Origin of the sequence: Lentzea sp. HUAS TT2, from assembly GCF_051853195.1 — a bacterium.
In the GTDB taxonomy this organism is placed as follows: Bacteria; Actinomycetota; Actinomycetes; order Mycobacteriales; family Pseudonocardiaceae; genus Lentzea.
This window is the reverse complement of sequence record NZ_CP196667.1, coordinates 1,531,439-1,556,685: the sequence shown is the minus strand read 5'-3', so window position 1 is coordinate 1,556,685 and position 25,247 is coordinate 1,531,439. Positions and strand designations below refer to the sequence as shown.

Below are 25,247 nucleotides of genomic sequence, written 5' to 3'. Positions count from 1 at the left end.
CCAAGTGCACTCAGTGGTGGTACGCGATGCGGGCCATCGGCTCGATCAGCTGATCCTCCTCGTAGGACAGGTGGGAGAGCAGCGTGTCCGTGAGCAGGTCCACCGCTTTCTGCACCTCACCGATCCGCTGCGGCTCCGCGACCGTGGCCACCAGCGCCGCGTCGAGGCGTTCGAGCACCCCGTGGATCACCTGGTGCTCCTCCGAGAGCCGGTCGAGAACCGGCCCGAGGCGCGCGTCGCCCTCCCTGAGCTGCGGGTAGAGGCTGGTGTCCTCGAGCGTGTGGTGGATCGTGACGAGCCGGCAGTAGGTCTCGCAGTACGCGCCCATCGTCCAGTTGTTCTGGCGCATGGTCATCGTGTTGATCTCGGACCGCGCCTCGCCGATGCCGATCATCCCGTCCGCGGCCTGCTGGATGATCGAACGGATCTTCTTCAGCTCGTCGCGCAGGTGGTTGTGCACGCCGACCAGCTGACGGCCCATCGCCCTGCCCGAAGCGCTGTAGACGGCGTCCGCTTCAGGCGCCGGGCCTTTTGGGCGTGTCGACTCGTCCCACAGCAGCGTCGAACCGCGTTCCTTCTGCACGATCTCGCGCACGGCCGGTGCGACCTCCTCTGCGAACGTGCGCAGCTCGTCGTCGGTGTTGACCATCAGGATGAATCCGCTCATACCGTCGTTGAGGGCCAGTTCAGCGAGTTGCTCCGCCGTGAGTTCGGGCGTGATGTTGTAGATCCTGCGGATGTCCTGGGGTTCACGCCCGGCTTCCAGCGCGGCCTCGTCGATGATGGCGTTCATCGCCGCGAGCTGTTGCGGTGGCGCGTAAGGACTCGACGGCAGCCACCCGTCCGCCATGCGGCCGGTGAGCTGGAGCATCCGCTTCTTGTACGCGCCGAGCCAGATGCCGATGTCGTGCGCCGGGAACGGCCCTGGGCGCGCTCCGTTCAGCGAGTAGTGCTTGCCGTGCAAACGAATCCCGCGACCGGGCGTCCACAGCGCCCTGATCACCGCGATGGCTTCTTCGAGCGCCTCGACCGACTCGGCGGGTGTGCGATGCGGCCCGTCCATGGCGGCAATGGCGTCCCAGAACGCGCCAGCGCCAAGCCCGAGCTCCACGCGCCCACCGGTGATGACGTCAAGACTCGCCGCCGCGCGCGCAAGCACAGCCGGCGGCCTCAGCGGCAAGTTGGCGACGTTGGGGAACACCCGGACGTTGGTGGTGGTCGCCGCGATGACCGACAACGCCGTCCACGTGTCGAGGTTGGCCGCGTTGTACGGGTGGTCCTGGATGCTGACGAGCTCCAGTCCGAGCACGTCAGCGGCCTGCGCGAGCCGCAACGTGGCGCCGAACTCCTCGGCGCCTGGCGGCAGGAACACCCCGAACTCGAGTGGGTGGCCGTAATCTGTCATACCGAAAGTATGCCACGCAGATGTTCTGCTGGACAGACGTTCTGTCCCGGCTATCATTGGCGGGGTGACCGCGCTCGAGGACGACTTCGGCTGGACCCTGGGTGTGGTGTTCCGCGCCTACATCAAGGCCACCAACGCGGCCGTGGGCGATCTGCCTGGCGGCCACCGCGGCTACCAGATCCTCACCGCCGCCACCCGTGACCAGCCAGAAAGCCAGTCGGCGCTCTGCCAGCAACTGGGCATCGACCGCACGGTCATGACGTACCTGCTCGACGACATGGAGCGAGCCGCACTCGTCGAACGCCGCCCGGCCCCCACCGACCGCCGCACCCGCCTGGTCGTGGCGACCGACGTGGGCCGCGCGCGGCTGGAGGAGCTCGACCTCCGGCTGTCCCACGCCGAGGCGCACGTGCTGTCCGGGCTGTCCGCTTCGGACCGGGAGACGTTCAAGGGGCTGCTCTGCCGGCTGGCCGGGCACGTCAACGAGCTGGACCCGGTGCCGAGCGCCTGCGCGGTGGTTCAGGACATCGCCGCGAGCACGACCTAGCCGAGCACGGCTCTCAGCAGCCCGGCGCTGCCGAAGACCAGCACGAGCGCGAGGAACATCCACCCGGCCCGCGCGCCGAGCAGCCCCGGGCTCGGCGATTGCTGGGCACGAGCACGGGCGTTGAGCGCTTCGGCTCTGAGCACGCAGGCGAGCACGCCGAGCCAGATCACGAACACGGCCAGGAACACGGGGTGGCCGAAGATCCCGCCGGCCAGCAGTCCGATGAGGATCGGAGCGAACACCGCGATCCACAGCGTGCGGAACAGCAGACCCCATCGGTAGGTGCCGGTGACCATGCCCGCCTCCGCTCGCCGGGCACGTCCTCCCCGGTTCGGCTACCTTACGTGATCAATCGGACACTGTCAGGTCATCGGGGGCAGGATGAACTTCAGGGCTGAACCTTCGAGCCTGGACACGTTCGCGACTGTCCTGGAAGGACTCGTCGCGGACGTGACCGCGGCGAAGGACTACCTGCACAAGCACTTGTCGTACGACTACGGCGACGCGCGCATGTTCGCCAACATCGCGAACGCCAACAACGACACCAAGTCCGCCATAGCCGGCTCTCTGGACCGGCTGGCCGACGTGGTGGCGAAGTCCGCCGCGGAACTCCACAAGTCCGCGCAGATGTACCGCACCACCGACGACAACGAAGAACGTCGGCTGGACGCCGCCTACCCCACCAAGTGACCGGAGCGCACGAGTGACCACCCCGTCGGCCGCCCTGGTCGCACCCACCAGCGAACAGATGATCCCGGAGACGTTCGACAAGATCCTCTCGTTCCCGGACTACTTCAGCCTCGGTCACTGGGTCTACGTGGGGTGCGATGCCCTGTTCGGCGTCAACCCGGCCGAGTGGGTCGCCAAGGAGATCGCGGGCGACTGGGAGGCCGTGGCGCGAGCGGGCAGCGCGCTCAAGAACCTGGGCAAGTTCAACGAGTCCTTCGCGGGCACCGTTTCCGGCGGAGTCGACACGATGTTCAAGGGCTGGGAGGGCAACGCCGCCGGCGCCGCGCACACCTACTTCGACCAGCTGCCAGCAGCTCTGCGAGCACAGATCAGCGCGCTCGACAACACGGGCCACCAGTTCGAGCAAGCCGCGTTCGGCGTGTGGGGCGTCGCGAAAACGATCGTCAGCCTCCTGGAACTGCTGCTGGACCTGGTGATCGCCTGGGCCGTCGAGGCGGCAGCCACCGCCGCTGCGTCGTGGACCGTGGTCGGCGCCATCGCGGGCGGCGCGGCCATGGTCGCGACCGCGATGAAGGCCATCTCGGTGTGGGGCGACATCTGCAAGGCCCACGGCATGGCCTGGACGATCTGCACCGGCGTGACGGGAACGATCGCCGGCTACCTCAGCCTGCTGCACGACATGAAGGACCACCCGCTGCCCAAGGGCGCCTACGACCACCCGGGAGCCTGAAGTGACCAAGCCAGAACCCCTGCTCGACGTGGCACGGGGCGACGCGGCCCGCTCCCACGTGCTGCGCGAGTCGCTGAAGATCCTCCGCGACCGCTCTGGTGATCCGGCGTTCGGCAAGCTCGTCGACGACGTGCTGAGCGGCCGCCGAGGCCTGCGCGAGGCGGTGGCGAACCCGCTGTTCGGCAAGGCCCTCACACCGGGCGTGCAGGCGGCGGCCGAGCGGTTCAAGGAGATGCCGGAGGAGGAACGCGAGCGCCTCGCCGCTGAGGGGGAGCGCCGGTTGAGCCGGCTTCGGGAGGATCTGAGTGCGCCTGATGACGAGGATTTCGGCGACACGAGCTACCTGCGGCCGTCGAGGTAGTGCACCTGCGTCGATCCGGCGGTTCGGGCACCGCGTCAGGCGCGGTTGTGGAATCCTTTGGGCCGTACGGCCGAACGTGAACTGGGGGCAGGGTGAAGACGCCCGAAGAGTGGATGCGGGACTTCGAGGCGAAGATCGCCGACGCGCAGGCGAAGGCCGCGGCGGTCCAGGAAGGACTGGCGCAGGCGGGCGGCTCGGCGTCGTCGAACGACGGGACGATCACGGTGAGCGTCGCGCCCAACGGTGCGCTGACCGGACTCGAGCTGACCGCTGACGCCATGCGGAAGTCGCACGCCCAGCTGTCCGGCGAGATCCTGGAGATCGCGCGCAAGGCCCAGCGCGGCGCGGCCGTGAAGGTCGCCGAGACGTTCGCCGCGGTCGAGGGCGAGGGGTCCGAGACCTATCGCGTGATCACCGAGTACCTGCCGCCGCCAGAGGAAGAAGAACAGCCGAAGCCGGCGGGGTACGCGTTCAACGAGGAGTACGAGGAGCGCGCCGCGACGGCAGCGCCTCCTCCGCCCGTTCGTCGTCCCGCGCCGCGTCCGGGCGACGATGACGACGACTTCGGTGGCGACTCGATCTTCAAGAAGCAGTAGGGCGGTCTGGGGGAGCAGTGGCCGAGGAGAACAGCACGACCACGTGGTCGACCGGTGCGGGTGTCGTGGACAGCGTCGCCGGCTTCGTCGACTCGCTGACGTCGGAGTCCGAGGGCGAGGGGCCTGACGTCATCGACGTCGCGCTCGGCGGTGCGGGCGTGGTGGTGGACGTGGTCGCCACGATGGCGAACCCGTTGGGAATGCTGGCATCCGCGGGTGTCGGCTGGTTGCTGGAGCACGTCGACTTCCTGCGCGAGCCGCTGGACGCGTTGCTGGGCAACCCCGACGAGATCAACGCGAACACCGACCAGCTCAAGCAGGCCGCGCTGCAGATGAAGATGGTCGCCCAGGAACACCGCGAGGACATGCGTTCCGTCTCCGACTGGGAGGGCGACGCCGGCGACGCGTTCAAGCGCGAGATGGAACAGATGGCGGGCGAGTACGACGCGCTCGGCAAGACCATGGACGGCACCGCGGCGATCTACGCGTTGTCCGGCGCTCTCGTCTGCGAGCTGCGGTCGTTGGTGTTCGGCTGGATCTCGGACCTGATCGGCGAACTGATCGCGAGCGCGCTCATCGCCGCCGCCTCTGCCGTCGTCACGCTGGGCAGCTCCATCGCCGCGTTCGCCGGCTACGCGGGCACGCGTGCCGCCATGATGGCGACCAAGATCGCGGGCAGGCTGTCGAAGCTGGCGTCCGCGATGGCGCGCTTCGGCGGCCGCATGGCCAAGCTGGCGCAGAAGATGGAGGGCCTGGTCAAGGGCTTGGAGCGGTTCGCGGAGTACGGCGGCTACGCCAAGTCCGCCTACGACGCCGTCAAGCCCTACGAGATGCCCAGCGCCTGACGCCTCAGCGCGGCTGGCCGGCGAGCATCTGGACCAGGTCGTCGCCCCTGATGTCGACGCCCACCGAGCCTCCGGGATTGATCAGCACGAGCAGTCCCGGCAGCACCGAGGCGATGTTCTTGAGCGTGATCTCTCCCGGCCGGTAGTCGCCGGGAGGGAGGTGACGCGGGGACGAGTAGAGCGCGACGACGTTGTTCCCGTTCGCGTCGCGCAAGATCGCGAGGTTGCCGTCCGGGCCGGGCTGGACCAGCAGCGCCGACTCCAGCGCCGCCGACATGATCGCCTCGTAGGGCAGCCAGCCCGCCGTGACGAGGTTGAGCACCACCTCGAACTCGCACATCGGTTCGGGGAGCCCCAGCCGTTGCGGACTGGGCCTGTACTCGTCGTTCACCCACGTCTTGCCGGTGAACTGCCCGTCGGGCCCGACCTCGTACGCCCCGAGCAACGTGAACAGCGGTGCGCCCTCGATGTAGCGCGGATCGATGTCCGGGTCGGCGCAGTAGATCCAGCCACCGGGGTTTCTCGCCGCCTCCGCACGCATCGCGTCACTGATCGGAGGCAGGCCCGGATGCGTGCTCTCGACTGGCGCGTACTTCGGGTCGAACGCCAGGAATGCTTGGGTGGCAACACATTCAGCGAGATCGTACTGCGGTCCGACCGGTAGGCCGGCGACGCCGTGCCACGCTCCGAGCAGGGCGCCGGTCAACCCCTCCACCAGGGGGTCGAAAGCAGCCGCGGCGAGTGCTGTCGGAGGGTGGTTGCCGAGCGAGCTCACGATCCGCACCGCGAATCCCCACTGGGTCCCGACGTCGGGTTCCGGCATGCCCAGTTCCTGCAGGATGTAGTGCGGCGCACGGGAGAACGCCTCGCGGGACACCGTGCGGGCGATCACCGGACTGATCTCGTCGTCCCAGCCGACGCCCCGGGCAAGGGGATTCCCCGCGCCGATGCCGGCCACGATCGCCCGCACCACGCGCAGGGGTTTCTGCGTTTCCGGCAGCCATCCCTGGCGGCGCGGCAACCAGGGATGATCGGCCCGGAACGCCGGCGACCCCTGCGCGACGGCGCGGACGACGTCGTCGGTGGTCTTGAAAAGTGTTGCCGCGTAGGGGTTGTTGCCCAAGGTGAACCCGGCGAAGAGCCCGGCCAGCCACGGCCATCCGTTCGACTGGTTCGCGGGCAGCCCGGCGGCCTTGCCGAACGTCGGAACCTGCCAGACGCGCGCGCCGTTCGGATCCCAGGTCTGCTGGACACCGCGCGGAGGCGGACCTTGCCGGCCAGTCTCCTGCCACAGCAGGGATTCCGCGAGGATCTCGCGTTCTTCCGCGGTGAACGAGAGGCCGTGCGCCCTGGCCTCGTCCACGCGTTCGACCAGTGCGGGCCCGCCGTCCTCGTGCCGCTCGACCGGCGCGGGCTGGTCGAACGGCGCGGGCCAGCGGTCGAGGTCGATGCCCTTGCTCAGCGACGACTGCAGGCTGTGGCCGGGGTTGACCCGCACCTCGTCCGCCGTCGTCGTGGTCAGGAGTTCCCGCACGCCGACTTCGCGCCACCGCCGGGTTCCGGGCGGCAGAAGCCGATCTGAGGAGTAGGCCGCGAGCCAGGTGTGGCCGTTCTCGTCCTGAGCGATCTCGTCCGTCGTGCACACGACGACGTCGAGGACGCCGGAGATGAACTTGGCGTCCTCGTCCAGCCAGTTGCACTGGTAGTAGGAGAAGATCTTGTCGGCCTTCGTCAGCGGCAGCGGCCAGCCCCGGCCGCCGGGGCCCGGTGTGTGCGCCGCGTTGCGCCGGAACTCGTCCGAGCCCTCCTCACGCAGCCAGCCCAGGATCGCGACGTTCGGCACGCCCAGGTACCCGAAGGCCTCCATGTCCCACTCGGGGTCGACGATCGCGAGGTTCGGCCCCCGTTGACCCCTGGGCACGCCACGTTTCCACGGCGAGGGCGGAGAGGGGACGTAAGCGCGCGGCTCACCGCCGTCGTCGGGCACCTCCACCGCGGGGAGCGGCGCGAGGACGTCGTCCGTCGCGTCGTACGGCACGTGCCACTGACCGCGCACCAGCACCACGTTGTCGTTGAGGATCCGCAGGTTCGCGGACCTCTCCCCGTGCGTGCGAACGATCCAGTCCCAGGCGGACCGGATCGCTTCGTCGCGGTTCATCGATTCTCCTCGAGTGCCTTGTCCAGCCGCCTGGAGAGCCAGGCCAGGAATGCTTTGTAGTCGGCCTTGACGCTGATCCGCGCCAGGTTCCCGTCCGGGGACGTGGTCATCCGGCCGATGTCGTCGAGCACCACGCGTTCGCGGCGCAGTGCCACGTGGGGGAGCTGCAGACCGGCGGCGAGCGCGAGCCCGTCGTGCTGGATCGTGCCGGGGTGGAAGCGGTCGAACCACTGCGCCATGTGGGCGGCGACGAGCTTCGCCCACGCGGGTTCCGCCGCGGCGAGCCTGCGGTGGAGTTCGGAGTCCTTCGCGATCTCCAGTTCCGGCGTGAAGGTCGTGTCCGACAGCACCAGCTTCGGCAGCTTCCCCTTGGTGAGCAACGTGTTCGCTGCGGCGGGGTCGAGCCGGAAGTTGTGTTCGGCGCGCTCGGGGTCGCGGTAGTTCAGCGCACCGCCCATCTGCGTCACCACCAGCCGTTCGGCGAGAGCGGGGCGTTCGGTGAGCAACGCGGCCAGGTTCGTCACCGGGCCCATGCCCACCCAACGCACCAGACCGTCCGTGCTCGCCACGACCTCCGCGACCGCGTCGGTGAGATCGGTGCGCTGCGGCCCGACGGAATCCGGGACCAGACCGGCGATGCAGTCCATCCGGCGGTCGCCGAGATCCGCGCCCGCGACCACGGGCACGTCCTCGCGGCCGAGCAGGTCGAGCAGGTGCCGCACGAACCGCGCCCTGCGTCCCCCCAGCTCGTCCACAGTGGACACCAGGGCGAGCGTCGGTTCGGCTGCCGCCGCCACGAGCGCGATGGCGTCGTCCGGATCGCCACCGGCGTCCGTGTCGATGATCAGGGGCGCGCCCTCCTGCGACGGCGGGAACGGATCTCCCGACACCGTCTGCGGCAACCCGAACCGCTGCGCCAGACCTGCCAGCTCGTGGCGTTCCCGGTTCAGCTCCTCGCTCATCGCTTTCCTTCCTGCAGGACTCGCGCGTACTCGTCGCGTTCCGCGATGCTCGGCAACGCGGCGAACTCCGTCCACACGCGACGTTGCTCGTCGGGCGGCAGGTCGCGCACGGCGGCCTCCACGGCCAGGACGGCGCCCTTGTCACCACGCCGCACCAACGAGTCCATCACCTCGCGGAACCTCGGATCGCCGCTCGCGTCCTCAGCCACCCACGACCGAACCTGATCCCGGCCGTGCTCGGCCCTCGAGGACAACTCCTCACGCCACGCGCCGCCCTCGGCCCTGAGCTCCGCCATCTCCCGCGCCACGTCCACGACCGCACGCAGGCTCATCGCCTTGGCGCCTTCGCGCACCGCGGGATCCTGGAAGGGTTCGGCCACCTTCAGCGGGTTGATACCCGCCGTCAGGTCGGGCTCGAAGCGTTGCGGCTGCTGCACAGGTCCGCCCTCGTCGATCCGGCGCGGACTGGACATCGTACCGTGCAACGTCTCCTCGATGACGCCGATCGCGTCCTGGTGCGCGAAGGTGCGAGCAGGATCGTCGGACAGTTCGCGCAACGGCTTGCCACCGCCGTCCTCCGGTTCGAGGTCGACCAGGTAGCCCTTCTTCGCGTCGGGGTGCGGATCGCCGGGCGACTGACCGTGGAAGGCGTAGTGGCCCTGGAAGTTCGGGTCCGGGTACGCCGCCGTCAGCATCTCCTGGACCGTGCCCTTGTAGCTGGTGTCGACGAGGCTGATGCCGCGGTCCTCGTGGATCGGCACGCCCGCCGAGTCGAGGTAGTCCGACAGCCGGTCGTACGCGCCGGGCACGTCCTCGTCCGCGACCTTCTTGTGCAACCGGAACTCGTCGACGGCGCTGAGGTCCCGGTCCGGATCGGAACGCTCGACGTCCCGCAACGCCGCCTCGACGACCGCTCGCGACAACACCACCTCGCTGGCGTGCCGGTCGAAGAACTCGGGGTCGAGCTCCCGGCTCGCGAGGGCGAGGCTGTGCCCGTCCCTGCCGAGGAACACCACGCGGTGGTCCGGGTCCGCGTCGGCGAGCACCAACAGGTCGTCGTGAATGCGCGCGGCGACGTCCACGATGATCGGCGCCGTGTACTCCCTCGCGGCGTCGTAGGTGTCGGCCAGCGCCTGCCGTTTCTCCGGATCACTGATCCCGAGGTCGTCCGCGACGTGGTCAACGGCCTCGTCGCGCTGTTCCTCCGGCGTCGCGCCATAACCGCCGTCGTCCTCGACGTGCGAGTGCGCCGTCTCGTCCGTGTAGTCCTCCGAGAGAAGACGCACGTCCGTCGCGTTGTCCGGCAACTCCGCGAGCCGCCCCGTCTGCGGATCGGCGTACGCGACCCCGTCCGGGGTGTTCACGACCCTCACGACGTGGCCCTGCGTGCGGCCGTCGTCGTCGATGTACTTGTAGGCGAGCGCACCCCGGGAGTTCTCCGGCGTGCTCGCCATCGCCCTCGTGACGCTGTCGACGTCCTTGTGGCTGGTCCACTCACCACCGAGCGCGTCCCGGACCCGGCTCAGCCTGCCCTGATCGGCCACGTCCTCTGGCCGCGTCGGCAGCGCCTCGACCTGCTCACCGTGGTAGCGCCGCTCGTCGGCGATCATCGCCTCGACGCAGTTCGTCCGGTGGCCGTCCTCGTCCAGCCTGTGCGCGTTGACCTGCTCGATGCCGGGGAACCGCTCCTGCAGCACCCGTTGCTGGCTCGCCTCGTCACCGTGGCCCGCGTGCAGTGCGGTCGGCTCTGGTGGCGGTGGGGGTGCGCCACCCAGGCGTGCTCCGATGTCGACCTTCGGAGCAGGCCCTGCCTCGTCAGCGGGAAGCACGCCCCGCTCCGCGGCTTCGCGCGCGTTTTCCTCTTCGATCGCCTGCGGTGTCCGCGTTTCGGCGCCATATGTAGGAGGAGGCTCGAACTTGAGCGCGTCCGGGGTCCAGGGCTCGGTCGTGCGCTTGCCCCCGATGAAGTCGGGGTTCGGCACGAACTCTCCGAGCTGCTTCCCGTTCGGCCCTTCGACGACCTTGTGCCAGCCTTCGACGTACCGCCAGTCGATGCCGCCGGCGAACAGGGTTTCGCCCTCGCTGTACCGCTGGTGCTCGTGCCCCATCCGGTCCTGCGTCGGTTCGGAGAGGATGCCGCCGGGAGCCTTGATCCGGTAGACGTGGCCGTGGTCGCCGGTCGAGGAGAAGATCATGGCCTTGTCGATCTCCATCGACGTGCTCACGAACCGGTTGGTCTTGCCCTCGATGTGCTTGAGGATGTCAGGCCTCGCGTGCCGGTCGGGGGACGTGAACCCACCCGCCCGACGCAACTCGTCCGGCGTCTGCTGGGTGCCGCGGAAGAGGGTGTTCTCGTCCACCAGGAAGTTCTCGACGCGCCGAGGCACGATCTGCGACTGGTCGTAGTGGGACAGGTCGGTGCGGTCGATGGCGACCGGAGGCAGTTCGCCGTCGCGCGGCCGGTCGGCCGGCGTGGGGTCCGGTGAGTTCTGGGCGGGCGTGTGGTCGACGGGCCGTTCCTGGACTGGTCGTTCCTGAGTCGGCCGGTCGTGGACGGGTCGGTCGTGCCCGGGAGACCGGTCGTCCTGCCGTTGCGCGGGCATACCGCGGTCCGGCACGCCGTGAGGTGGCCTGCCGGGAACCTGGCCGGGCGCGCGATGCGGTGGTCCGCCCTGATGCGGGGTGCCGTGACCGGGCCGTCCGTCGTGGCGGGCCGGAGGTATTCCCTGGTCGGGCCGGCGCTGACCGTCCGCGTGCCTCTGCGGGCGTGGACCGGGTCCGTTCTGCTGATTTCCGGGCACCATCGGACCGCGAGGCGGCGCCGTCTGCGGGTGGGTGCCCTGTGGGGGCATGGTTCGCGGGTCAGCCGTGCGCGGGTGCGCGGCCTGCGGAGCGATCGGCCCACGCCCAGGAGGCGGTGCCCCAGGGGGCCCGAAGTCCCGTGGCCCGCGGGGCATGCCGCCGTCCGGAGACGGCCCTCGTCCTGCGTGCGGCGCACCGGGGCCCTGATGTCCGGGGTTGCGGCCACCGAAGGGCGTGCCGGCTCCCTGGTGCTGCCCAGGCCCCTGCCCGAAACCGGGCGCATGACGAGCAGGCCCGTTCTGGCCACCGGGAGGCGTTCCCGGAGGTCCGAACGCCTGGCGCGGACCGTGTCCACCGTGCGGAGGTCCTCCGGGCGGCGCCATCGGAGCCCTGCCCGGCACAGGCCCACCGGGAGGCGGACCGCTCGGGTTCATGCCGGCAGGTGGGGGACCACCGGGTACCGGACCCCTGCCGGTCGGAGCGTTGCCCGCGGGGTGAGTACCTGGTGCAGGGCTGCCCGCCATCGGAGTCCTGGAGGCAGGCGGGCCTCCCGCCGGCCCGGCTCCGGGCATGGGTCCGCCCGCGGGATTCCGACCGGCCTGCGGACCGGCCGCGGCGCCCGGCATCTGACCGCCGGCCTGTCCTCTGCCGGTCTGAGGGCCGCCCGCGGAGCTGGTGCCAGGAGTGCCGCCGGGACCTCTCCCGGCCGGGGCGTTGCCCATCGGGCCGGCACCTGGTGCGGGCGTGCCGGCCATCGGACCGGCAGGGCCTCGGCCTGCCTGACCACCTGCGGCGTGAGTGCCGGGTGGGGGCCCGCCAAGCGTGGGACCGGCCGGGCCTCGACCGGCCTGCGCAGTGCCTGCGGGACCACCGGGGACGCCGGGAGCCGGACTGCCAGGGCCTCTGGCCGCGGCCGGACCACCTGCGGTGCTGGGGCCGGTCGTGGCGGCTGAGGACCTCGTGGCCGGAGTTCCACCCGGCGTCTGCCCGCCGGGTCGCCCGGCGCCACCCAGTTCCGGGGCGCGCGAGACAGGGCCACCGGAGGCCGCGGGAGCGGTCGGCCGAACTGGAACGGAAGGACCGCCTGGCAGAGAGGGCGGCGCCGTTGCCCGGCTGCCGGTGGACGACGAGGAAGCGGGCTGCGAGGACGTACCGGTCGAACTGCTGCGGCTGGTGGCCGGCGCGGACGAGTCGATCTTCTGCATCGAGTCGCGCACGGACCGCTCGGTGTCGCGGGTCGTCTGCGCGGTGGCCTTGGTCTTGGCGCCGGCGTTGTCCGCGGCCGATGCGGCCATCTCCGCCGAGGTGCGGGCGGTGCTGATGGCGCGGTCCGCGTGCTGCATGGCGACCTGACCGAACACGCCCGCACTGCCGCCGCTGGCACTGATGTTCAGCTTGCTCGAGACACCGCTGCGGACCTGGTCCCCGCGGCCCGCGATCTTGCCGCCCAGGCTCTCGACCGCGTCGGGGTCCATGCGGGTGCCACGACCACCGACGCCGCCCGGTGACGGGGACGACGAAGAAGGCGGCGGACTGCTGCGGTGATCACTGCCGCTGCTGCTGCCGTGGTGCGACGAGGACGACGGACCTCGTTGACGGCCGGTCATCAGATGAACGTCGCCAGGTCGTCCGGCTGCGCTGACACCCTTTTCCCCCAGATGCGTGTTGCCTGTTGGGCAGGATGCCACATCCGAATGGACCACACCCCGCGAACCGCGAGCGTGTGACGAGGCCCCGCCGAACGTGATCAACTAGCTGGCCGTCACCACCGCACCCGAGAGGCATGACCCGCCGTGAACCATCCGACCGACACCCCGAGCGAGCACATCCACGCGGTGTTCGACGGCGTGTGCGCGAACGGCCTGCGTCGCGGATCGGTGCTGGGCGCGTCCGACGGCCAGATCGACCAGATGGCCGCGGACCAGGGCGCGAAGCGAGTTCCCCTGGCGGTGCGCGAGGTCCTGCGCCTCATGGGTGTCCAATCAGGACTGTGGCTGGCCGGCGCCGCGTTCGGCGTCAACGCGATGACAGCCGAACGCAAACGCCACGCCGTCGCCACGCTCAACGGCCTCGTCCACGACCTCGCCGACCCGAGCGGCCTGCTCGCGCTGACAGCACACCAGGGCTACGCGTACCACGTCATCGACGGCGCAGACCTGGACCAGGACGACCCACCCGTCTGGGACGTCGTCGAGGGAGAGGGCGCGCGCAAGGCCTGGGACAGCGTCAGCGCCTGGTTCGCGGGCACCGCGCCGAACATCGCCGATCTCCGCGACGTGCTGGAGATGATGAACGACATGGGCAAGCAGCCGCCGAGGTGGGCCGAGTTCGTAGAACCACGACAGCCGTGACTGGTTGATCCTCGGCCCGTCCCGGTCGTGCGGTGCTACGCCGGGTTCTCCGCGACGGCGAGGTAGTCCGTGTAGATCTGCGGCGAGCCCGAGAACGAGGCCAGCTGCTTCCACTCCTCGTACATCTGCTTGGTGTCGCGGTGGGCGGCCGCGAACTCCGCGGCCTCGCCGGTGGCGATGTCGGGCTCGGGGTAGAAGACGTCGAGCGCGTCCAGGCTCGCGATCTCCATCATCATCACGTACTGGTCGAGGCGGTTGCCCCGCTCGCCCTTGAGCACGTGGAAGCGCCAGTCCGGGTAGTCGTCGATCCGGTGGTGGTTCTCGGCGATGAAGCGGTCGAACATCTCCTCGGTCACGCCGGCGCGCAACGCGAGGTTGTGGATCCCGACGACCCTGGCGACGGGTTCCTCCCCCGGACGGTCGCGGTAGCGGGGGCCGGGCGTGACCGTGCTCCGCGGGTTGTCGGCCAGCAGCCGGTAGTCGGTGAACAACGTCGGCAGCTCACCGAACGTGCCCAGCCGCCGCCACCGCGCCAGCACGGCCTCCGCCTCGGGGTGCTGCTCCCAGAACAGCCGGGCCGCCTCGGTCTGCTCACCCCTGGCTGTGACGTAGCGGTCGCGCTGCTCGGCGCTCTCGATCTCGTACAACATCAGGTACTGCCCGGTCCGCTCGCCGCGCAACCCGCGCAGCAGAGTCCACCGCCACCCCGGGTACAAGGGCAGGTGAACGCCTTCAGCACGCACGAAGGTCTCGAACTCCTCCGGCGTGACACCGGACTCCGTGTCGATGGCGATGTACTGGAAGGTGAACACCGACGAGCGTCCCATTGCGTCCAATCCTCGGGCCGGCAAAGGGAACGCGCGTCCGCCGAGCACGACTCCCTGCACCACATCCTGCCAGCTCCGGGGAACGGGGCCGGCGAACCTCGGACACGGCCGGAACAGCGGAAAGGGCCGCAACCAGGCGGTCCCAGACCCCAGAAAACGCCTAAAGGCGACTCGGTTCGCGCTGTCCGCGAACACGAATCGCCTTCATCTTTGGTGCCCCCGGCAGGATTCGAACCTGCGCTCCCGCCTCCGGAGGGCGGTGCTCTATCCCCTGAGCTACGGGGGCCGTAGCTATGTGGAAGATCCTAGCGCACTCGCGCGACTGTGTTTCACACCCACCCCCAGCACCGGTGGAGCGTGGCCTTCGTCACCACTCCGCGGGAGTGGGAATAGCCCGGATTGCACTCATGCGCATATCGCTATATGTTCCGGAGCATGGGTCATGGCCACGGACACGGATCGGCGTCGGCGAGCGGGCAGCACGCCGGCAAGCTGTGGATCGCGTTCGGCATCGGCGCGGTCTTCATGGTGGTGGAGTTCGTCGTGGGGTTCGCGACGTCCTCGCTCGCCCTGATCTCGGACGCCGCGCACATGCTCACCGACGTGCTCGGGGTCGGCATGGCGCTGGCCGCGATCATGGTCGCCAGGCGGGCCAAGGCCGGGAAGAACCGCACGTTCGGTTTCTACCGTGCCGAGGTGCTGGCTGCGCTGGCCAACGCCGTGTTGCTCTTCGGGGTGGCCGGGTACGTGATCTACGAGGCTGTGGGCCGGTTCCAGGACCCGCCCAGCGTTCCGGGGTGGCCGGTGCTCGTCGCGGCGACGCTGGGGCTTGCGGCCAACCTCGTCAGCTTCAGCGTCCTGAAGGAGGGCGCGAAGGAGAGCATCAACGTCAAGGGTGCGTACCTGGAGGTGCTCGCCGACCTGATCGGGTCGGTGGGGGTGCTGATCTCCGCGTTGATCACCATCACGACGAGCTGGAAGTACGCGGACCCGATCATGGGTGTGCTGATCGGCGTCTGGGTGCTGCCGCGGACGTACAGCCTTGCCAAGAACGCGCTGCACATCCTGTTCCAGCACGCGCCGGAGCGGTTGGACGTCACGGAGATGCAGAAGAGCCTGACGCAGATCCCCGGGGTGGCCGAGGCGCACGACCTGCACGTGTGGACGCTCACCAGCGGGATGGAGGTGGCTTCCGCGCATCTCACGACCGCGGAGGACGCCGACCACGCGAACGTGCTCAAGGCCGCGCAGTCGTTGCTGGCGACCAAGTACCACATCGAGCACGCGACGCTGCAGGTCGAGGGCGGCTCGTCAGCGCAGCGGTGCCGGGAGCTTTCGTGGTGAGCCCGGCAGGTCGCGGATCCCGTCCTTAGTGGACTGCGCGCCGGTCCGTGACGGAACAACCGGTTCGCGGGGTTGCGGCACCGCGACCCAGACACGGCCTCGTTCGAACGGCACCACAAAAGCCTCCCCAGTCACCGTGCGCGATTAGCCAAGATCTCACCGAAGTATGTCTTAAAGGGATAGATCCTTTCAGGTGAACGGGAAAGGCCGCGCTCCGTGACGGAACGCGGCCTCTCTCGTCAGCGTGTGGATCAGTTACGCATTACAGCCCAGCGCACTGTCCTGCCTTCGGACCCTTCACGTCGTTCGCGAAGCCGTTGTTCGACGGCTCCGGGGTGTTGCCCGTGCAGGACAACGGCCCGCCGACCGAGGTGGCCGCCACGACTGACCTGGTCTTGTTCGAGGTCAGTGACACAGGGCCACCGACCGTGGAGTTCTCCACCGCGACTTCCGACGAAGAACCGTGCACCGACACCGGACCGCCCACCTTGGTGCCCACGAGCACCACGGAGGCCGCGTTCGCCGCCGACAGCGGGCCCTTGATCTCGCCGCCGAAGACGTACAGCGTGGCGCCGCTCGCGACGGTCACCGGTCCGTTGATCGTCGCACCGTCCACATAGGTCACGCCCTTGACCTGCAGCGGGCCGTTGACCGTGCCGGTCACCGTGGTGGTGGCGGCGGGCAGCGGCTTCGACATCAGCTCGAACTCCGCGAGCGTCACGTCGCCCGCGAACTCCAGCCGGTAGAAGTTGTACCGGCCCGGCGAGGCGATCTTGAACGACCGGGTGTACTGCTGCCACTGGAAGTTCTCGCCGGAACGCTTGTCGACCGTCGACCACGTCTTGCCGTCGTAGGAGCCCTTCAGCTCCCAGGCGGAAGGCGACGTGCCCGTCTTGGCGTTGGTCAGCGTGTAGAACTCCGCCTTCTCCTTCACGTCCGCGGCCTTGAAGTCGAACGACTTCACCACAGCGGAGGTCGAGGAGTTGTTGTCCACCAGCGCGGCGGTCGACACACCGGCAGCCACGTCGCGCAACGGCGTCGGGACCGCGTCACCGGTGGTGATCGAGTCCGGCACGTCGTTGACGCCCGTGCCCCACTTCGACGGGTTGGGGCCCATGTCGAAGTCGATCGTGGCACCGGCCGCGAGCACGTCGTGCGGCAGCGACGTCTTGTTCCACGCCTTGCCGTTGACCTTCACGCCCTGCACGTAGATGTTCTTCGCGTTGTTCTTCGGCGCGTTGATGACGAGCTTCTTGCCGTTCTCCAGCTTCACGGTCGCCTTGGTGAACAGCGGCGAACCGATCGCGTAGGCCGGCTTGCCCATCTGCAACGGGTAGAAGCCCAGCGACGAGAACAGGTACCAGGCCGACATCTCGCCGTTGTCCTCGTCACCGGCGTAGCCCTGGCCCTGCTGCGAGCCCACGTACAGCCGCGACAGGATCTCGCGCACCTTCTCCTGCGTGCCCGACGGCTTGCCCGCGTAGTTGTACATGTACGCGATGTGGTGCGACGGCTGGTTGGAGTGGCCGTACTGGCCCATCCGCACGTCCCGCGCCTCGATCATCTCGTGGATCACGCCGCCGTAGCCGCCGGGGAACTTCGCGGTCTCCGGGAGGGTGAAGAACGAGTCGAGCTTCTTCGCCAGCTTGTCCCGCCCGCCGTACAGGTTCGCGAGACCCTGCCCGTCGTGCGGCACCGTGAACGCCATGTTCCAGCCGTTCGTCTCGGTGTAGTCGTAGCGCCAGTCCTGCGGGTTGTACTTCGCAGGGTCCTCGACGCGCCACGAACCGTCGACATTGCGGTTCTGGAAGAACTCGATCCGCTTGTCGAACGTCAGCACGTAGTTCTGGGCGCGGTTGAGGAAGTACTCGTACTCCTCGGCGTACCGCTTCTCGCCCGTCTTCTCGTGCAGCGCCTTCGCCATCGACGCGATGCCGAAGTCGTTGACGTAGCCCTCGATCGCCCACGACCACGCCTCGTCGAGCTGGTCGTTGCCGGTGTAGCCGAGGAAGATCGAGCGGTCCATGCCCTTGCGGCCGACGTTGTTGCTCGGCGGCACGACGGACGCGTTCTTGATCGCGGCGTCGTAGGCGGCCTTGATGTCGAAGTTGCTGACACCCTTGAGATACGCGTCCGCGAACGCCACGTCGGAGCTCGTGCCCGTCATCAGGTCCGCGTAACCGGGGGAGGACCAGCGCGAGATCCAGCCGCCGTCCTTGTACTGCTGGACGAAGCCCTCGGCCATCTCACCCGCCTGCGACGGCGTGAACAACGAGTACGCGGGCCACGTCGTGCGGTAGGTGTCCCAGAACCCGTTGTTGACGTAGACCTTGCCGTCGACGATCTTCGCGCCCGTCTGCGTGGGCGTGCTCGGACCGGTCGCCGGCGCCACCGGGGACGCGTACTGGATCTTGTCGCCGACCTTCTCGAAGCCCGAGTTCGGGTAGAGGTAGAGCCGGTACATGTTGGAGTACATCGTGATCAGCTGCTCTTCGGACGCGCCCTCGACCGAGATGATGCCGAGGATCTTGTCCCACGCGGCCTGCGCGCGGTCGCGCACCGAGTCGAACGTGTCCGACCCGCTGACCTCCTGCTGGAGGTTGGACTTCGCCTGGTCGACGGAGATCAGCGAGGTGGCGATCCGCAGCTCGACGGTCTTGTCGGCGAACGAGAAGTAGCCGCCCACGTTGTCGCGGCCCGCGCCGGTCAGCCGGCCGCTCGCCGTGACCGCCTTGTCGACCTTGCCGTAGACGAACAGGCGGGTCGCGCCGGTCGACAGGCCGCTCTTGACGTCCGAGTAGCCCGTCACGACACCGGAGGCGGCGTCGAGGGTGAGACCACCGAGGTTGTTCACGTTGTCGAACACGAGGTTCTTCTGGCCCGCGTCGGTGAACGTGAACCGGAAGACCGCCGCGTGGTCGGTCGGCGCGATCTCGGTCTTCATGCCGTTCTCGAAGGTCACGCCGTAGTAGTGCGCCTTCGCGACCTCGTTGTCGTGGCTGAACGGCAGCGCCCGCAGCGCACGGTCCTGGGTCGGTGCCTTGTCCGAGGGCATGACCTGGAACGTCTGGCGGTCACCCATCCACGGGCTGGGCTCGTGGGAGGTCGTGAACGCCTGCAGCGTCGGCAGGTTCTGCGCGTTGTTGCGCTGCGCGTACTCGTACAGCCAGCTCTGCGAACCCGCGTTGGTCATCGGGGTCCAGAAGTTGAAGCCGTGCGGCACCGCGGTCGCCGGGAAGTTGTTGCCCCGCGAGAACGAGCCGTTCGAGTTCGTGCCACGCGTGGTCAGCACGTAGTCCGAGGGCTTCGCGTACTGCTTGGTGACGACGTCGCCGATGCGGATGTCGTCGTACCAGGCGCCGAAGTCCGTCGGGCCCTTCGGGCTGTCGAAGGCGACCAGGATGCGCTTGATCGTCTTGCCGGCCGCGACGGTGCCGATCGTGGACGCGACCTTGTTCCACTGGCTCGCGTACAGGAACTTGCCGGCGCCCTGACCCTGCGGCGACAGCGTCGCGCCGTGCTGGTCGACCGCCTTGAGGTCGCTCAGGTACGTGCCGTCGGAGAACGCGAGGTCCACCGCCGAGTACGTGCTCGGGTAGTTCAGGTTGTCGGTCACGAACTCCGGGAAGATCATGTACGACAGCTCGGTCTTGGCGCTGACGGGGATGTCGACGTCGAAGACCTTGTTGTAGCTGTACGCACGCCCCTCGGTCGTCTGACGGCCCTGGGTGCGGAACGACTTCACACCCGTCCAGCCGGCCCGCGACTTGGACGTGTAGCCGCTCGTGGGACCGGAGCCGACGACGCTGCGCATGTTCGGCGACGGCGGGGTAGAGGAGCCGTCGGACAGCTGCCACTCCGCGAGCTGCACGATGTTCGTGGAGCCGTTGTTCAGGGTGATGTCGAGCTTGAACCAGGTGTAGGACCCCGGCGTCGCGACGTCGTAGGTCTTCGTCTGGAAGCGCTCGGAGAATGTCTCGCCGGTGCGGGTGTCGAGCACGGTCCAGTCGGTGCCGTTGTTCGAGCCCTGCACGGTCCAGTTCTTGGGGTCGCGCTCCGGCGAGTCGTTCGCCGAGGACAGCGCGTACTTCTTGATGTTCTGGGCGGCGGGGAACTTGTACGTCACCCAGCCGGTCGTGGCGAACACCAGCCACTTGGAGTTGACCGTGCCGTCCCAGAGGTTGTCCACGACCTCGCCGGACTCGGCGTACTCGCCGTTGGCGTTCGCGTCCTCCACCTTGTCGGACACGTTGCCGGGGATGCCGGAACCGTCCGAGCCGATCACGCCCGACGCCTTCGGGTTGCCCGACGCGTCGGTCTCCACGGTGTTGGACCACGTCGGTTGTGGCTGACCGTCCTCAAAGGACGACGAAAAACCCACTCCTGGCTCCTCTGGTGCGGCGGCCGCGTAGCCGTTGGTGACGCCACACACCAGTGTCGCAGTGATCGCAACGCTCAACAGAGTTCTGGTTCGTCTCTTCCCCAGTTGCCTCATTGCAACCCTTCCGCCGCCCAGCTTGCCCCTTTTGGGTGGGAGCGTTTCCGTACCTGACATCGTTGTCAAGGGACCCGACAGGAATTGTCGCGCAACCTGTCTTCTCAACAGTTGCGCGCAGTGCCAGTCGATCAAGATCTAGAATCGGCCGGTGAGCGACCGCAAGCCGCCAGAGGTGGGTACACCAGCGGGCATGCGCGTGCTCAACCAACGCGCTGTGCTGGATCGGTTGCGCCGTCTGGGTGCCGCCACCCGCCCGCAGATCGCCAAGGACACCGGGCTGTCCAAGCCGACGGTCGGACAGGCGCTGCTCGACCTCGAACGTCACGCCCTCGTGCGCCCGACCGGCCGCACGACCACCGGTCCCGGCCGCTCCGCCGTGGTCTACGAGCCGAACCCCGCCGCCGGGTACGTGCTGGGCGTCGACATCGGCCGCGAACGGATCAGGGCCGCACTGGCCGATCTGGGCGGGTCCGTCGTGGCCAGAGTGGACGTGCGCAACCGCAGCCGATCGGCCGCCGCCCTCGTGCGCACGGTGACCGAGCTCGCCGAACGCACCGTCGCGGACGCTGGGATCGCTCTCACGGACGTCGTGGTGAAGGTGATCGGCAGCCCCGGCGTGATCGACCAGCGCAACCGGGTCGTGAGGCACGCGCCGCAGCTGCCGGGCTGGGAGTCGCTCGGTGTGCTGGCCGGGCTGGAATCCGCGCTCGGCCCGGTGATGGTCGTGGAGAACGACGCGAACCTGGCCGCGTTGGGGGAACACGTCTACGGGGCGGCACAGGGCGCCCGCGTGTTCGTGTGCGCGACCGTCGGCACCGGTGTCGGCATGGGCATCGTCGTGAACGGCGCGCTGTTCCGCGGCGCGCACGGGGCGGCCGGCGAGGTCGGTTTCCTGCCGTACGGGAAGTCCGCTTCGGACGTCCGGCGTGGACAGTTCGAAGAGGCCGCTTCCGCGGGATCCGTTGTGGCGCTGGCACGGGAACGCGGACTCACGGCGCGTTCGGCCCGTGACGTGTTCGGACTCGCGCGGAAAGGCGACGCGCAGGCCTTGGAGACCGTGCGCCAGGAAGCGGAACGGCTGGCTTTCCTCGTCGCCGCCGTGGCCGCGGTGATCGACCCCGAACTGGTCGTCCTGGGCGGTGGCGTCGGGTCGAACGTCGACCTGCTGCTCGGCCCGCTGGAGGCGACGCTGCACACGATGACGCCATTGGCGCCCCGGATCGTGGCGGGCTCGCTCGGAGATGGCGCGGTGCTTTCCGGAGCAATCGCGATGGGCCTGGAGGCCGCACGTGAATTGGTCTTCGAAGTTACTCTCTGAGAGTAGTTGCGTAGCCCTCACCTGGTAATTCACTCAATTGTCGTAACTGTTAACGGCGTTTTGTGGCTTAGCGTTACCGGAACCTCCACCTGGAGGGGTTGTGTCCTTCCGTTGCAAGGGGAGTCGGTAGGGGGATGCGGGGGACGTAGCCCCCTACCGGCCGTGCACTGGGCAGGTGCCGCGCCCGCACCACCATCAGCCTGCCCAGTGCAGTCAACGGGGTCAGCGGGGCGTCGGCCGGTGGACGTTCGCCGCCGCTGACTCGTGGTGCGTGGAGTCCGCGATCCAGTTCCCGGGGATGGACGCGTCGATCACGCCCTCCTCCAGCCACGCGTAGTTGCCGTCGAGGACCTGCTGGGCCAGCACCTGGTCGCTGTCGTCGGTGTTCGTCCAGAGCTTCTCGAACAGCTCGTCGACCCGGATCCGCGCCTGCTTGGCGAACGCGTCCGCAAGCGCCTGCGCGTTGGGGTTCTTGTCCTGCGCGGCCCGCACGCAGGTGGCGCTGATGGCGAAGAGCTCGGCCCCGATGTCCACGATCCGGCTCAGGAACCGCTGCTTGCGCTCCATCTTCCCCTGCCACCGCGACATGGCGTAGAACGTCTGCCGCGCCAGCTTGCGCGCCGACCGTTCGACGAACCGCAGGTGCTTGGCGAGCGGCCCGAACTCCGTGTAGCCGGCCGGGCTTTGGCCCTTTCCGACTACAAGAGTAGGCAGCCATTTGGCGTAGAAACCGCCTGCTTTGGCCGCTGCCTTCATCTTCGCGTTGCGGTCGGCGTCCGGGTCGATGATGTCGCCGGCCACGGACAGGTGGGCGTCGACGGCTTCGCGCGCGATCAGCAGGTGCATGATCTCGGTCGAGCCCTCGAAGATGCGGTTGATCCGGAGGTCCCGCAGGATCTGCTCGGCCGCGATGCCGCGTTCCCCGCGCGCCGCCTGGCTCTCCGCCGTCTCGTAGCCGCGGCCGCCGCGGATCTGGACCAGTTCGTCGGCCACCAGCCAGGCCTTCTCGGACGCGTAGAGCTTCGCGAGGGCGGCCTCGATGCGGATGTCGTGGCTGCCGGCGTCCGCGAGCTCGGAACTGAGGTCCAGCACGGCTTCCAGCGCGTAGGCGGTCGCGGCGATGTACGCGATCTTGCCGGCCACGGCCTCGTGCTTGCCGACCGGCAGACCCCACTGGATGCGGGCGCCGGACCACTCGCGAGCGATCTTGAGGCACCACTTCGCGGACCCGGCGCAGAGGGCGGGAAGGCTGAGCCGGCCGGTGTTCAGGGTCGCCAGCGCGATCTTGAGGCCGGCGCCCTCCTTGCCGATGACGTTCTTCTTGGGCACGCGGACGTTGTGGAACCTCGTCACGCCGTTCTCCAGGCCGCGCAGGCCCATGAACGCGTTGCGGTTCTCGACGGTGATGCCCTCGGCGTCCGCCTCCACGACGAACGCCGTGATGCCCTTGTCCGGCACCTGGGCCATGACGACGAGGAGATCGGCCACGACTCCGTTGGTGGTCCACAGTTTCACGCCGTCGAGGACGTAGTCGTCACCGTCCGGCCGCGCGACGGTGCCGAGCCGCGCCGGGTCCGATCCGACGTCCGGTTCGGTGAGCAGGAACGCGGTGATCTCGCCCTTGGCGCACCGCGGCAGGAACTCCTGCTTCTGCTCGGGGCTCCCGAACATCGCGACGGGCTGCGGGACGCCGATGGACTGGTGCGCGGACAGCATGGCGCCGATCGCGGGGCTGGCGGAGCCGACCAGCATCAGGGCCTTGTTGTAGTAGACCTGGGTCAGGCCGATGCCGCCGTACTCCGGCTTGATCTTCATGCCGAACGCGCCGAGGTCCTTGAGGCCCTTCAGGACGTCGTCGGGGATCTGGGCGTCGCGCTCGATGACGGTGTTGTCGATGTGCGACTCGGTGAACTTCCTGAGCTTCTCGAGGAACGCCTCGCCGCGTTCGCGGTCCTCGGCCGTGCCGCTCGGATGCGGGTGGATGAGGTCGATGCGGAAGTGACCGAGGAAGAGCTCCTTGCCGAAACTCGGTCGCTGCCAGCGGGTTTCCCTTGCTTGTTCGGCGACCTGCCTGGCCGCGCGCTCGTCGACGGTCATGGGTTACCTCCCAGTAGGTGTGACCCACGTTACTCGGAGGTAGGCGCTTGTCCATGGCCTGAACAAGCGAAAGGGCCGCCCGCGAACGGACGGCCCTCGCAGAACCTCCTGGCTACGGCAGCGGTGCGGCTCCGCGCTTCGCCAGGTAGTCCTTCATCAGCTCGGTCTCGGCGGACTGCGACTTCAGCATGTTGTCGGCCAGCGTCCTCACGAACGTCTGCCCCGCGGCGGACGAGGCGTACTCGGCCATCGGTGCACCGCCCATGTGGTGGCGGAGCATCAGCTGCAGCCAGTACACGTCGAACCCGTCCCCGGCGGGCATCGTCCGCAGCTTGGTCAGCTCGTCCGTCATGGCCATGCCGGGCATGATCGGCTTGCCGGCCTCGGGCGTGGTGGCGCCGTGGCCGTGCACTCCCGCCGCGTCCATCCACTTCATGTAGACGCCGGAGAGGTTCTGCTCGTGCTCGTTCCACATCATCAGCCAGCCCTTCATCCGCCCCACCTGTTCGAGCTGGGTGGAGGAGATGTCGAACGCGAGCTGGCGGATCTCCGGGTTGGTCGAGCGGTCCCTGGCGATGTTCGCCATCTGGATGCCCTGCAGGTGGTGCATGGACATGTCCTGGCAGAACCCGACGTCCACCGAGCCGGAGGCCGGGGCCGCGGCGGAGGTGGACGAGCCGGGGAGTTTCACGAGCAGGCCCACCGCCGCGCCCAGCAGGAGCACGGCGAGGACCGCTGCGCCGATGACGAGGGTCCGAGCCACCCCGGAAGGGCGGCCGGACACCTCGCCGGTCTCGGTGGGTTCCGTCATCAGCTCGACGGCGGCGTCGAGGCGGAGCCCGACGCGGGCGGCGTGCTGGGGTTCTGCTGCGGCTGACCCTCGGTCACGGAGTCGTCCTTGCCGCCGTCCATCGGCACGGCGTCGGCGCCCGGCTTCTCGGCCACGAACGGTGCCGGGTTCGACAGGAACGCCGTGTTCTCGCAGGACGCGCCGACCTCGGGGTACGTGTTCGGGTTGCGCAGCAGCGAGGAGATGAACTGGTCGATCCGCTCGTCGTCGGCCTTCTCGAGCTTCAGCTGGTGGCCCCAGGACTGCAGCGAGATCGGCTTGTCGAGGCCGGGGAACGGCGACAGCATCATGTACGGGATGCCCTCGACCTTGGTCTTCAGCTTGGTGAGGGCGTCGTCCTTGACCTGGTCGGGGTTGTACGCGATCCACACGGCGCCGTGCTCGAGGCCGTGGACCATGTTCTCCGTGCGCACGGCCTTGTCGTAGACGACACCGGTGCAGTCGGCCCACTGGGCGTCGTGCGGGCCACCGAAGGCGGGAGTCTGGTCGTAGGCGACGCGCTGGGTCGGCTCGACGTGGCGGGAGCCCTTGTACTCCTTGGACACGATGCCCGCGAGCGCGGTCGACGGGTCCTTGTTCGTGTCCGAGGGCTTCCACTTGGCCAGGGCGGCCTCTTTGACGTTGTTCTCGTGGATCTGCATGTACGCATATCCGAAAACACCGCCCGCGAGGGCGAGCACTGCGATCACCGCGATGATCGTGCCCCACGGCTTCGGCTTGCTCGCCACCACCGAGGAACGGGCTGCGGCCACGCTGTTGCGTGTGGCCTTCGTCTTCTTGCCGCTGGTCATGTCCGCCTCAGATGTCGTCCTGGTCAACCGGCGCCAGTGTAGGGACATCGTGTCTGATCACTGTCAGCGCAGGGC

General features: G+C 68.7%; 20 protein-coding genes and 1 tRNA gene. 10 read left to right on the top strand and 11 right to left on the bottom strand.

From position 1 onward, the window contains the following. Positions 1-10: 10 nt before the first annotated feature. A complete protein-coding gene (locus ACSHWB_RS07710; protein WP_439661382.1) occupies positions 11-1,405 on the bottom strand; it encodes an LLM class flavin-dependent oxidoreductase in 1,395 nt (464 codons plus the stop codon). A gap of 64 nt (positions 1,406-1,469) precedes the next feature. On the opposite strand from ACSHWB_RS07710, the gene ACSHWB_RS07705 reads away from it, so the two are divergent. Further along, on the top strand, positions 1,470-1,952 hold the full coding sequence (locus ACSHWB_RS07705; RefSeq protein WP_439661381.1) for a MarR family winged helix-turn-helix transcriptional regulator: 483 nt from the start codon (positions 1,470-1,472) through the stop codon (positions 1,950-1,952). Here the strand turns inward: ACSHWB_RS07705 and ACSHWB_RS07700 are convergent. Further along, complete coding sequence (locus ACSHWB_RS07700; RefSeq protein ID WP_439661380.1) at positions 1,949-2,248, bottom strand: hypothetical protein; 300 nt, start codon at positions 2,246-2,248, stop codon at positions 1,949-1,951. The two genes, ACSHWB_RS07705 and ACSHWB_RS07700, sit on opposite strands and share 4 nt — an antisense overlap. Before the next feature lie 85 nt (positions 2,249-2,333). Here ACSHWB_RS07700 and ACSHWB_RS07695 point away from each other — a divergent pair, with 85 nt between their 5' ends. The 5 genes from ACSHWB_RS07695 (at position 2,334) to ACSHWB_RS07675 (ending at position 5,174) form a co-directional block, all read left to right on the top strand. Beyond that, entirely contained in the window at positions 2,334-2,642 is a 309-nt protein-coding gene (locus tag ACSHWB_RS07695) for a hypothetical protein (RefSeq protein ID WP_439661379.1), read from the top strand. A 13-nt stretch (positions 2,643-2,655) separates the two neighbouring features. Next, a complete protein-coding gene (locus ACSHWB_RS07690; protein WP_439661378.1) occupies positions 2,656-3,372 on the top strand; it encodes a WXG100 family type VII secretion target in 717 nt (238 codons plus the stop codon). Between the two features lies 1 nt (position 3,373). Then, positions 3,374-3,733: a hypothetical protein gene (locus ACSHWB_RS07685; protein ID WP_439661377.1), complete on the top strand. Its 360-nt coding sequence runs from the start codon at positions 3,374-3,376 to the stop codon at positions 3,731-3,733. Between the two features lie 92 nt (positions 3,734-3,825). Beyond that, the gene (locus ACSHWB_RS07680) at positions 3,826-4,329 is read left to right on the top strand and encodes a YbaB/EbfC family nucleoid-associated protein (protein WP_439661376.1); all 504 of its coding nucleotides are present in this window, start codon (positions 3,826-3,828) and stop codon (positions 4,327-4,329) included. A gap of 17 nt (positions 4,330-4,346) precedes the next feature. Further along, on the top strand, positions 4,347-5,174 hold the full coding sequence (locus ACSHWB_RS07675; protein ID WP_439661375.1) for a hypothetical protein: 828 nt from the start codon (positions 4,347-4,349) through the stop codon (positions 5,172-5,174). Positions 5,175-5,178: 4 nt separating this feature from the next. Here the strand turns inward: ACSHWB_RS07675 and ACSHWB_RS07670 are convergent, their stop codons facing one another. From ACSHWB_RS07670 to ACSHWB_RS07660, 3 genes are read right to left on the bottom strand one after another with little or no spacing between them, the layout of a single operon-like run. Further along, the gene (locus tag ACSHWB_RS07670; RefSeq protein WP_439661374.1) at positions 5,179-7,332 is read right to left on the bottom strand and encodes an SseB family protein; all 2,154 of its coding nucleotides are present in this window, start codon (positions 7,330-7,332) and stop codon (positions 5,179-5,181) included. Next, positions 7,329-8,294, bottom strand: a complete 966-nt coding sequence (locus tag ACSHWB_RS07665) for a nucleoside hydrolase (RefSeq protein WP_439661373.1) — start codon at positions 8,292-8,294, stop codon at positions 7,329-7,331. The genes ACSHWB_RS07670 and ACSHWB_RS07665 overlap by 4 nt, the downstream gene beginning before the upstream one ends. After that, on the bottom strand, positions 8,291-10,912 hold the full coding sequence (locus ACSHWB_RS07660) for a toxin glutamine deamidase domain-containing protein (RefSeq protein WP_439661372.1): 2,622 nt from the start codon (positions 10,910-10,912) through the stop codon (positions 8,291-8,293). The genes ACSHWB_RS07665 and ACSHWB_RS07660 overlap by 4 nt, the downstream gene beginning before the upstream one ends. Before the next feature lie 1,303 nt (positions 10,913-12,215). Here ACSHWB_RS07660 and ACSHWB_RS07655 point away from each other — a divergent pair. Beyond that, on the top strand, positions 12,216-12,449 hold the full coding sequence (locus ACSHWB_RS07655; RefSeq protein ID WP_439661371.1) for a hypothetical protein: 234 nt from the start codon (positions 12,216-12,218) through the stop codon (positions 12,447-12,449). Positions 12,450-12,889: 440 nt separating this feature from the next. Next, positions 12,890-13,447: a hypothetical protein gene (locus ACSHWB_RS07650; protein WP_439661370.1), complete on the top strand. Its 558-nt coding sequence runs from the start codon at positions 12,890-12,892 to the stop codon at positions 13,445-13,447. A 35-nt stretch (positions 13,448-13,482) separates the two neighbouring features. On the opposite strand, the gene ACSHWB_RS07645 is transcribed toward ACSHWB_RS07650, so the two are convergent. After that, positions 13,483-14,274 (bottom strand): hypothetical protein, encoded by a 792-nt coding sequence (locus ACSHWB_RS07645; RefSeq protein ID WP_439661369.1) that lies wholly within the window; start codon positions 14,272-14,274, stop codon positions 13,483-13,485. 211 nt (positions 14,275-14,485) lie between these two features. Continuing rightward, positions 14,486-14,560: transfer RNA gene (locus ACSHWB_RS07640), tRNA-Arg, on the bottom strand. Positions 14,561-14,709: 149 nt separating this feature from the next. On the opposite strand from ACSHWB_RS07640, the gene ACSHWB_RS07635 reads away from it, so the two are divergent. Next, positions 14,710-15,618 carry a cation diffusion facilitator family transporter gene (locus ACSHWB_RS07635; RefSeq protein WP_439661368.1) on the top strand — a complete coding sequence of 303 codons (909 nt, stop codon included), beginning with the start codon at positions 14,710-14,712 and terminating at the stop codon, positions 15,616-15,618. A 262-nt stretch (positions 15,619-15,880) separates the two neighbouring features. Here the strand turns inward: ACSHWB_RS07635 and ACSHWB_RS07630 are convergent, their stop codons facing one another. Then, positions 15,881-20,113 carry a GH92 family glycosyl hydrolase gene (locus ACSHWB_RS07630; RefSeq protein WP_439661367.1) on the bottom strand — a complete coding sequence of 1,411 codons (4,233 nt, stop codon included), beginning with the start codon at positions 20,111-20,113 and terminating at the stop codon, positions 15,881-15,883. Between the two features lie 151 nt (positions 20,114-20,264). Here ACSHWB_RS07630 and ACSHWB_RS07625 point away from each other — a divergent pair, with 151 nt between their 5' ends. Further along, positions 20,265-21,434, top strand: a complete 1,170-nt coding sequence (locus ACSHWB_RS07625) for an ROK family protein (RefSeq protein WP_439661366.1) — start codon at positions 20,265-20,267, stop codon at positions 21,432-21,434. A gap of 222 nt (positions 21,435-21,656) precedes the next feature. Here the strand turns inward: ACSHWB_RS07625 and ACSHWB_RS07620 are convergent, their stop codons facing one another. From ACSHWB_RS07620 to ACSHWB_RS07610, 3 genes are all read right to left on the bottom strand, one after another. After that, positions 21,657-23,531, bottom strand: coding sequence for an acyl-CoA dehydrogenase family protein (locus tag ACSHWB_RS07620; RefSeq protein ID WP_439661365.1), 1,875 nt, complete (start codon positions 23,529-23,531; stop codon positions 21,657-21,659). A 112-nt stretch (positions 23,532-23,643) separates the two neighbouring features. Beyond that, positions 23,644-24,342, bottom strand: coding sequence for a DUF305 domain-containing protein (locus tag ACSHWB_RS07615; RefSeq protein ID WP_439661364.1), 699 nt, complete (start codon positions 24,340-24,342; stop codon positions 23,644-23,646). Further along, on the bottom strand, positions 24,342-25,172 hold the full coding sequence (locus ACSHWB_RS07610) for a DUF3105 domain-containing protein (RefSeq protein ID WP_439664544.1): 831 nt from the start codon (positions 25,170-25,172) through the stop codon (positions 24,342-24,344). Before ACSHWB_RS07610 ends, ACSHWB_RS07615 begins: the two co-directional genes overlap by 1 nt. Positions 25,173-25,247 lie beyond the last annotated feature (75 nt).